3 protein-coding genes are annotated in these 10,986 nt (G+C 38.1%); all 3 read right to left on the reverse strand.

Annotation, left to right across the window (positions count from 1 at the left end):
- Positions 1-346: 346 nt before the first annotated feature.
- A complete protein-coding gene (locus tag ACU0NF_RS11670) occupies positions 347-1,939 on the reverse strand; it encodes a capsular polysaccharide export protein, LipB/KpsS family (RefSeq protein ID WP_131383593.1) in 1,593 nt (530 codons plus the stop codon).
- A gap of 71 nt (positions 1,940-2,010) precedes the next feature.
- Complete coding sequence (locus tag ACU0NF_RS11675; protein ID WP_445661223.1) at positions 2,011-3,192, reverse strand: glycosyltransferase; 1,182 nt, start codon at positions 3,190-3,192, stop codon at positions 2,011-2,013.
- A gap of 199 nt (positions 3,193-3,391) precedes the next feature.
- Positions 3,392-10,986 (reverse strand): Ig-like domain-containing protein (locus tag ACU0NF_RS11680; RefSeq protein ID WP_445661224.1); only part of this gene is annotated, 7,595 nt, incomplete at its 5' end.

The raw sequence follows: 10,986 nt of genomic DNA on the forward strand, positions 1-10,986 counted from the left end.
AGAAATTGAGAAATTGAGAAATTGAGAAATTGAGAAATTGAGAAATTGAGAAATTGAGAAATTGAGAAATTGAGAAATTGAGAAATTGAGAAATTGAGAAATTTTATAGCTACATTTAGAGAAGTTGAATTATAAAAATTCATTTATTTTTAATATGTCTTTATATAATTACTCGCATAAATATTACCAAAATCTTTACTCTTAATTTGAATAACGTAAAAATATGATTAGTTATTAGCAAAAAATCCTAATTTCTAAATTAACTTTATTGATAATTAAATAGAAGGGGAAATTCCCCCCTATAATATTAGGAATAAGGTTTAAATTTTTTAAATATCATAATTATTTAAACCTCTAATTGTGGATAAATAGTCTTCAAATAAAAACATTCCCATGCCAAGGCTTTATTACGGTCAAAAAATACTGCACCGTCAGGATTTGAAGATAAATATCGCCCACAATCAGCACATAAACTTAAGGTATTATCTTTTATTTTCAACGTAAATCGAGAAGCAAGATTTAATTCATCCGTCACATTTTTACTGTCCATTGATAAATAGTATACTCGTCCTTGATGGATAATATAGATCAATACTAAATGATTTTCCAAGTGTTTCACTCTAAATAAATCATATGCTTGATTAGCAACAATATCCTTAGCCGTAGCTGAAAAAATCAAGTTTAGTTCACGATTGAAACATAAATAGCGTGAATAATTGGTTTTAATAACTGTACCTTGCCATAATGTTGGGCCGCGTAATGCCTCACTTTCATTATTCATCAAAACATGATTTTCAATTTCAATTTTTTTTAACCGACTGTAATCAGCTTCAATTTTTTTCAAATGCTGATAATCAGATACAACCTCTCGAATATCGTTATATTTTAGTGTGTACTGCTGTTGATATTTGGTAATTTTTTTTTCTAATTTTAGATTTAATTCGGCTTCATTTGTGACACTATGCTCACTAACATTTTGATAGCACTGATAAATCTCTAATATTCGTCTGTTAATTTGAGCATAATTGCTGCCACTTACCCAATATTCTGACAATAAAAATGCCAATAATTTTGGAATATTTTGATTATATACAGGCTTCTCAAACACGAGATGAACATCATCTAAAGATTGAATGATTTGAGTTACACGTGACCATTCACTTTCACCAAAGCAAAATACTGGTTTTCCAGAAATGAGTGCTTCCAAACTTACTCCCGAATTACCGGCCAACACAGCTTTGGATTGCGTGATTAGATGGGTGATTTCTGAATTACTAATGATTAAATATGGATTCTCTTGTGCTAATTTTAATAATGTGGCCCGAACCGCATTTGACTTGCACCACGGATGCTTTTTGACCACGATATATTTTTTTAACTGAAATGAAATCGTAGATAATCGTTCTAAAACATCCAGAGAATCTAAATATGTCTTTTCTGCAACCGAATCTGTACGGACTTGAAGTGGAAAAAAAACAAATTCATCAGGGAGGCTATGGTCAATTTCAGGTTGTTTATATTTGGTCATACCCGATTTTATTTTATTTTGATAATTCAAAATAATAGCTTCAGCATTCTCATCAGAAATTTGATTAATTCGTTCCTCATAATTCTCATAATGAATACAAATGTCACTCCACCCCGAATAACCGGATTTATCTATGCTATATAAGCCATGAATAGGAGATTCTTTAAATGACCATACATTTTCCGGATTTTCATAGCTATGAAATGCCAACAATATTGTATTATTTAACGGACTTCTTTGTATGCCATATGCAGGCCAACCAATAGAGATAGTGGATAGACTAATATCATTATTAATAATACTCTTCATCATATTATTTAAAAAAATCTTATGATATTTATTCGTGTCATTTTTCCATGCCATTGGATATTCCAACATAAAAGATACCATATTATTATTCACATCAACCATATATCAATCCACAAAAATATTGAGATGAGATGTGCCCTATAAAACACACATACTCTATTTTAAAAAACTGTTTAAAGCATATATTTCTTAGCAAGCTCAATATAACCAGCTGTTTTCAAATTTTCCGTAAGTTGTTTCACTTCATAAAAAGAATCTTGCTCAATCAATGCTTGATAAGTATCAATTTGGTGAATCACTCGCTGCACTAAATCTTCTGGAGCATTTTTTATAAGCTTTTTAAATGATTCATATGCTTTTTGTTTTTTATCCAACTTATACGCATTTATGCAAACTTCATAATTACACCAATATTGATAAATATCATTGCTTAAGAATAGCTTATTACCTTTTGGTAGAGACAATGTTTGGCCTTTTTCAGCAAAACACAATGCTAAATCATAATGTTTATCCCAGTTATGTCGTCGAGCAAGGTGATACCAACATTCAGCACGTGATGGATCGATACTTACGCCAAGTTGCCAGTAATAGAGTGCTTCCATAATTTGTTTTTTTCTCTCATACAGCAACCCTAATTGTAAAAAACTGAAGTAAACTTCCTGATCCCAATCTCCAAGTTCAGTTCTTTTTTTATACCATTCAATGGCTTGTTCAGGCTTTGCAGCATCCCGATAAGATTGCGCACAGTAAAATGAATAACGGGCGATTAAATCAGGATCGATTTGATCTTGAATTGCTTTTTCTAAAACTTGTGCATCTTTTAAATATTTATCGGGATCTAGACTACGATGTCCTTTACGACCAGAAATAACCACATAATCTCCCTCAATATAAGTGGTTTCTACAGGCTCTTTGGTACCTAAAAATTCGTGCAGAACTCCTCGCCAATAATGTTTTCCATCATTTTTAATAAGTAATTTTCGTTGGTATTTTACGCTACTTCCTTCATTGGTCATTTTCAAATAATAAGCATCTTTATCTAAAACTGCTAGGTTCACCCCCCCCGTAAAATAGTCATCAGCATCAAAAAATAAAATATAATCACTTTTTCCCTGACATGCTTTTAATGCAACATCACGATTATGACCAAAGTTTAACCATGACTCATAAATAATTTCACCTGTTATATTTTTCTTTTTAAAAAAACTCTCAATTAGTTCTACAGTATTATCTGTTGACCCTGTATCAGAAATAACCCAATATGATAATTCAACATGCTGGCAAATATTTTCCAAAGTTTTTTCTATAATATGACTTTCATTTTTTACAATCATATTTAAACAAATAGATGCCATGTTTATTACTACCACCTTAATAACTTTAATTTCTAAATTTCTAATAACCGATATTAATTTTCATTTCAAAAACCATATATTGGTATTAAATTTGTGTTTAATTTTACTACATTAACCTCTTAATGTTTTATTAATTTTTATAATTTTCCAATAAAAAAACCGCTTCATAAATGAAACGGTTTTTCTAAACTAAAACAGATTAAAACAATAACTGGTTATTATGTAATAACTCTTCCAGACTGGTATCGACATTTTTCAAAGTCAATAAAGGAGCGTTAGTCGGATAGTCATCTGCAACCAACTTATTGCTGGCATCATACGTTTTACCATCTCGGTCAATACTGATCACGGTATCATCTCCAACTTTCTGTACGCTCACATACTGACCTAAATAGTTCTGCGCACCAGCGACATCACCATTGTTAATCAATAAGTGCTCGTAATTACCATGATCAAAATCATTCAGCAATTCAGAAATATCAAATACATCTGCATTAGCATTAAACTCAGTATTACCTTTTTGGAATCCATACCAGGTATCTGAGCCGTGACCACCGGTTGCATCATCTGCATTAAGCAAATCATAAATCACCGTATCACGACCTACAGCTTGACTGTGGAACTCGTCATTTCCTGCACCACCATTGAGGGTATTATTGCCAGTACCGCCGTACAGGATATCATTCCCCTGGTTGCCCCATAAAGAGTCATCTCCATTACCGCCATAAATAGTGTCATCACCTTCTCCACCAGATACATAGTCCTTGCCATCACCTGCATTGATCGTATCATTGCCACGACCACCATAAATGGTATCGTTATAACGACTGCCCGTGAGAATATCATCCCCATCATAGCCATAGATCACTGCAGATTTAGCTGAAGCCGAACCATCGAGGCGGTCAACTGCATCATCACCTTCTATTAAATTCAAGCCTGAATTTAAGCCTGAGTCTTTCGTAATCAGACTCACATCCAGTAATTTACCCAATGATTCTGTGGTAGAAATATTCTGACTGTCTGTTGCTGTAACTTTAATGTTATTGAGCAAGTCCAGTGATAATAAATTACCATCTACAATACCAAGTGCAGCATCTTCAGTGGTGAATTTCACTGTTGCCAGGAATTGGTTAATTGCAGCATTACTAATATTTGGCTGTAAACCATTTGCACTGGTAATGGTTAAACTCATGGTCGGTGCAATCAGATTTAGCACACCTGTTGTGATGGAAATTTCAGCTTTAATGCCGAGCTCGGTAGCCAGTGTGCTCGAATAGGTAAATGTTGGTTTAGTCACATTTACACCCAGGACTTGTTCAAAGGTCAAGGTGACTTGACGCAAGTCATTATTCGGATCAATGACATAGATATCCTGCGCACCCAGCTCAATCAACCCCAAAACATCCAGGCCAACCAAACCTAATAATGAGGTGTCTTTACCAAATACCAGCGGTGCCTGATTATTTGGGTTAAATGACACATCCGTTAAATTCGTGGTATCGAATTTAAGATCAGTGCTTGCCGTATCACCATCGTTATCCTGAACCACAACCTTGACATCGGTTACCGTACTGCTAGACGTAGCATTAATGGCATTAGTGATTAATTTACCATTGGCGACAAGTGAATTGATTACTTCATAGTCAGAGTTGAATTGAGCTGCATAAGTACCCTCACCCTGTTGCAACAAGTTCACATTATCCAGTTTAATCACCTGATTAACACTCGACATATGCAAATCTGCGCTGAAACCACCAGTAAATAGACCATCTTTACTCATGTAGATAATAGTTTGATTTGTGGTTGCATCATAAGTGAAGTGCAAGTAATTAACCAAATTACCGGCACTAAAGCCAAAGCGGCCTGCACCTACAAGCAGATTTGAGAAATCAAGTACATCACCACCTAAAGCCACAGGACTAGTATCAAAGTCAGTAATACGGTCTACTGCTGCGCTAAAGCCATTCAGGTAATCATTTTTCTCCCAACGGAAGATATCTGAACCTTCACCGCCAGTCATAATGTCATTACCTTGACCACCAACAATGAGATCATTACCCGCACCGCCAACAATGGTGTCATTTCCCGAACCACCATATAAGATGTCATTCGCATTACCCCCCTGGATAAGATCATTACCACCCAGGCCATAAATTGAATAAGACAAATTATTGTCAATTGGACGCAATTCAGAACTGCGTGCTCCATCGTCTACAATCACAGTCGAAGCTTTTTCACCTGAAAGCAAGTCACCTAACAAACCTACATTTGCTAGTTCTGTATTGCTTTTCGATACCAATGTGGTACCGGCATTATTTTTTGCCTCAATCTTCACTGTCGGCAAAACAGATAAGTCTAGAATACCGCCTAAAGCACCACCATCCACAGTGACTGTCTGTAGTAGCTGATTCACTTTAAGTGCATCCAAATTGTTAATTTCGGTGCCATCAAGATTGGTAATGGTTAACTTCATCGGTACTACGCCTAGTGTCGCTTTCTCTGACACTACTTTTAAGCCCAGCTCAGTTGCCAGTTTTGCATTGAACAGCAACTCTTTCGAATCACCTAATACTGTGCCCAATAAGCCGCCGACATCAACTGCCGAAATACTTACTTCTACCGAGTGCATGCCTTGGCCTGACACAGAGAATAATTGGTTATTTTGTAGATCAATTAAACCTGCGACATTCAGGCCGACAGCACCAAGTAAGCTATTTGATTGACCACCTAGTGATACTGATACTGGTTCAGGTTGATTGTAGCTGCCAGGAGCTGCTTCAAATACAGAATAATGATATTCACCTGTAGCCAGATCAAAGGTAATCGTTTCACCCGACAAGGTTGTTACTAGCAATTCACCACCCTCTAGGCCCTTATAGTTATAGGCATAGGTAATGATTTCTGCTGATGCGCCTTTCTGGGTAACCGTATTTTCTTTAGGATCGAAGACAAATTCCACCCCAGACACAGTGACAGATTTAACAAAACCACCATCTGCACCATAGTTATACACATTGGTTGTTACGCTGCTGTCTGGTTGAGTGACATATTCAACAAAGACATTCCCGGTAACTTCATAACTGTTGGTAAGGTTATAAGTTTCGCTCGCCTTGGTCGTTGGATTATCATCCGTCATTTTTACCGTAATGTACTGCGATGCCGATACATCACCACGATCATTGGCAAAGTTCATACGGATATCAAATGCCATGACATCATCTAATGTACTATCCGCGACACCATGACCAATGGCCTGTTTCAGGTTCACACTGTAGTTACCATTGTCATCAATAGAAAAAACCACGACTTCAGCTTTTACAGCTTGTCCCTGAACGGTTTTATTGACATAACCAATCAGGTCACCATTGCTATTGTGTTCCCACAATACATCTAGTCCTTGTGAGGTTAATGGCGTTGCAGGTTGCTCCAGATAAATTTTCGAATAATCCGTACCTGGAATTGCAAACTGACCAGTAAAGTTTAAACCGGTGTCAGCATTTGCAGCCAATAATAAATCAGCTTCCTTAAATTCAACAATAGAATCAGCTTCGTCTAAATTGTTGGCTTTATAGTGCAATTCAAGACTTTCAGTTTGCGCTGCATTACCCGCCTTGTCAGTGACATTTGCGGTAATGGTCACCTGTGTATTATCAGCCCAGGTAATGTCATCCAGTAAGGTACTTGGAATATTGGCACTCCATTGACCGTTGGTCACTGTCGCATCTACAGGACCCAGACCATTGACCGTTACTTCAACGATCTGACCATCTTCTGCACCTTCAGCTGTACCACTGATGGTTAAACCTTGTTGTAGTTCAACAGCAGTGAGAACATCATCGACTGCTACATGATCAATTGTTAATTTAGGTGGAACAGTATCTACTGTTAATGTGTAATTTGAAGACGCTGAATTTTTAGCAACATCTGTAGCAATCACAGTAATCTGATATTGTCCATCGCTTGAAGGAACTCCTTCATTAGCTGGTAGTTGTTGTAGAGGTTTATTAGCCGTTAAGCTCCAATTACCTGAAGCATCAGCAACAGTTGTTCCATAAGAAACTTCTCCTACCTTAACTTCAACTGTAGCACCTGCTTCTGCCTTACCACTCCATGTTGGTGTTGTATCGTTGGTGAATCCATTCAAAACTTTGTTACCGGCACTATCTTCAGTTAATGAAATAGTTGGTGCTTGAGTAATTGTATCTACTGTAAATTCTCGAGTTGCTAATTCACCTGATAATCCTGTGCGCCCTAATACAACAATATATTTACCTTCTGAATATTTAGTCATATCCAGAGTTTCTGTCCACGTTGTATTAAATGAATTTCCAGCACTTAATATCTTAGAATCCACCTCAGTACCACGAGTATTACCATCAAATTTATAAATTTTCATGGTGACAAAACCATCTTTAGCACCAGTAATACTTACCCCCGCAGCTTTTTCACTTGCGTTAATAACATCATCACCGGAGATAACATTAATAATTCCTTTATAGCTTGAATAAGGGTCAGCTTCGCTAGAAATATCAGTTTTCGATGCTGTATGTTGATTACCGGCAGTATCCGTTGCTGTAACGTTAACCGTATATGGTGCATTACCTATTAGAGTAGATTGACCTGAAGGGAAAGTTGCAATCCATTTACCTGCCGCATTTGCTTCAGTCGTGGTAGTTTGACCACCTATAGTCACAGTAATGCTAGCATTTGCTTCTGAAGCTCCTTCAATAGTGAAACCCTTCTCCTTTTCAAATGCTTGAATCTTGTCATCTGAAGCTACTTTGGTAATACTGACTGTCGTCAAATTATCCACAAGGATAGATTTGTTCAGTATAGACTCACCAACATTACCTTTAGCATCAGTTTGACGAACTTTAATATCACCAACTTGATATAAGTTATCTGTGGTAATTGCGAAACTACCTGTAGTTGATGTACCAGCTCCATTATTCCAAGTTGAGCCACCATCAATTGAGTATTCCCAAGTTTGGCCGGATTCTAGACCGGAAACATTAATTGTTGCTGTCTTAGTAATACCATCAGTAGTTGAATCACCTAGGTCATCTTCTACTAATTCTAAGTTTGCGTTTGGTACTATCACATCACCCGAAATAACACCTGGTTCTGCAAGTGATGCAGCAGTATCGTTCACTTTCCCCGTTGTCGTACTACTAAATGCATCCGGATCTACAGTAATTTCCCCTGCTACCTCATTGCTGGCATCTGGAGTAAATACCGCGGTATAAATTTCAGGATCATTTACATCTTGACGTAAATTCGACAAGCTTCCGCCAGTGACATGGACATCATTAATATCAAAACCATTCACCAGTTCAGAGAATGTAAAAGTAATCAGCGTTGAATTATCAGCTGCATTTACAACATAACTATCAGAAGTGATGGTTAAAGTTGGAGGCAAACTTAAATCGACAGTTGTTACCGTACTTTGTGCAGCAATATTGTCATTACCCACCTGATCGGTAAATGTACCTTGTGCCAAGCTCACGGTTACAGGGCCGTAGAAATCGACATTGGTTAAATCTACTGTAGCCGGGTCGACAGAACTATTTGGATCCATTGGTACAAACTGAATATATGGCTGTGCATTTCCAGTTGGTGTAACAACAATAAATTTACCTTGATCACTGTCTAACTGATCTGCAACATCTTGCAGGCTTACTGCTGTGACTGCACCGTTGTCCAGTTTAAATAATGGTTCTGTTGATGTGACCTCAACCACACCATCTGCGCCTACAGTAATAGTGACTGTTGGTGCAATACTATCAAGCAGGATTGAATTGTCGTGAACAGTTGCACTCACATTGCCCACTGTATCCGTTGCTGTGATTTCAATATCTAATGAACTATCAGCCTGTTGCTGTTGATAGTCATTTAATGTTGTTAAATCTGCAGTAGATAAAGGTACATTCCATTCACCGGTTGGGTCTGCAATTACAGTATATGGCGTGCCCAAACCTTCAATGGCAACAACAACTGTTGAATTTGGTTCGGCTGTACCCTTCAAGACCACAGAATTAACCAGCTCGTCAGCATTAATGGCTTTATCAGCACCATAATTGCCGCCACCTGTTGTAGTAATTGCAGTAATCACTGGATTGACGGTTTGCGTATCCACAAGGAAGCTGAGTTGGGAGCTATCAACATTGCCTTCTGTATCTGTTGCTTTCACAACAATGTCATTTTGACCTTCACGTACTGCAATAGATACATCAAGTTTGCCAGCATCAATATCTGCCTGTTTAAGCACATAATTGTCACCATTGATATTAATTACATCGCCCGGTTTATTGGCACTGGTTAATGGAATAGAGATATCAATGCGGTTATCGGCCCCCAGTTCCTCTTTATTAATTGCGCCATCTTCAGGACTAATATCATCAAGTAATTTAATCGCACCAACCAAATCAGTCGTTTGTGTATCAACAACAAAGTCCAGTTGCGCTTGATCGATATTACCTTGTGCATCAGTCATTTTCGCAGTAAGCGTATTTGCATTTTCGACTATTGCAACATTGGTAATGACTTTACCTGCCAACCAATCGCTTGCCGTAACAACATAATCAACGCCATTAAGAGAAATCGTATCACCAGCTTGAGCATCACGCCCTAAACTGATTTCAACTTGTGTAGTCGTAGTAACTGCACCCAGCTCTTTGCTATTTAACACCCCATCTGCGTTCTGATCTGCAATCAACTTAATACCATTAATCAATTCCGCAGGCTTGGTATCAACAGTCACCGTAATCGTTTTTTCTTCGATTATTTTACCAGCAGAATCTTTCACAATAGCATCGAAAGTGTTTTGACCTTCTTTAACAGGACCTACGTTTTCAATAACTACAGAACTAGGGTCAAGGTTAATATCTTCTGAAGTGACAGTCTTAACAATTCCGTTAATTTCAACTGTGTCACCAATTTGAATGTCTGTGCCGAGTTCAACTTTAATATCAACCAAATTATCGACCGGTTTTTCATCAACATTGAGAATTTGATCGCTGTTGTCATCTTCAACAATAGAAACATTTCCGGTTAAGTCAGAACTTGTAACTTCAACAACTTTCAGGTCGCGTTCAACTTGTCCTTTGCTATTGGTCACTTCCACGACAATTGCATTAGTGCCAGGTTTCACAGCAACCAGTACAGCAATCTCTTCAGCTGCAATATCAGTAGCTGTTAATACGTGAGGTTGACCATTTACAACGACCACATTACCAACAACAAGATTATTTGCAGCGGTATCGTTGAATTTTATAAGAACTCTGGTTAAACCATCGCTTCCGACTTCTCTTGAATCTAAATCTTCTGAACTATTTGCATCATCAAGCAGTGTTACTGCTTGAATTAGATCAGCAAGTGAGCCTTCACCAGTATCCCCTGTTGCGCCGGTAGCACCAGTAGATCCTGTTGCACCAGTTGATCCAGTAGCGCCAGTTGATCCTGTTGATCCTGTTGATCCTGTTGATCCTGTTGATCCTGTTGAGCCGGTTGCACCGGTAGATCCTGTTGCGCCAGTTGATCCGGTAGATCCAGTAGAGCCGGTTGCGCCAGTAGATCCTGTTGCACCCGTTGATCCTGTTGATCCGGTAGCACCGGTAGATCCTGTTGCACCGGTAGATCCTGTAGATCCAGTTGCACCGGTAGATCCTGTTGCACCAGTTGATCCGGTAGAGCCGGTTGCACCGGTAGATCCTGTTGCGCCAGTTGATCCGGTAGCACCAGTTGATCCAGTAGCACCAGTAGATCCGGTTGCGCCAGTAGATCCAGTTGCACCGG

The organism is Acinetobacter sp. F16, from assembly GCF_052712855.1.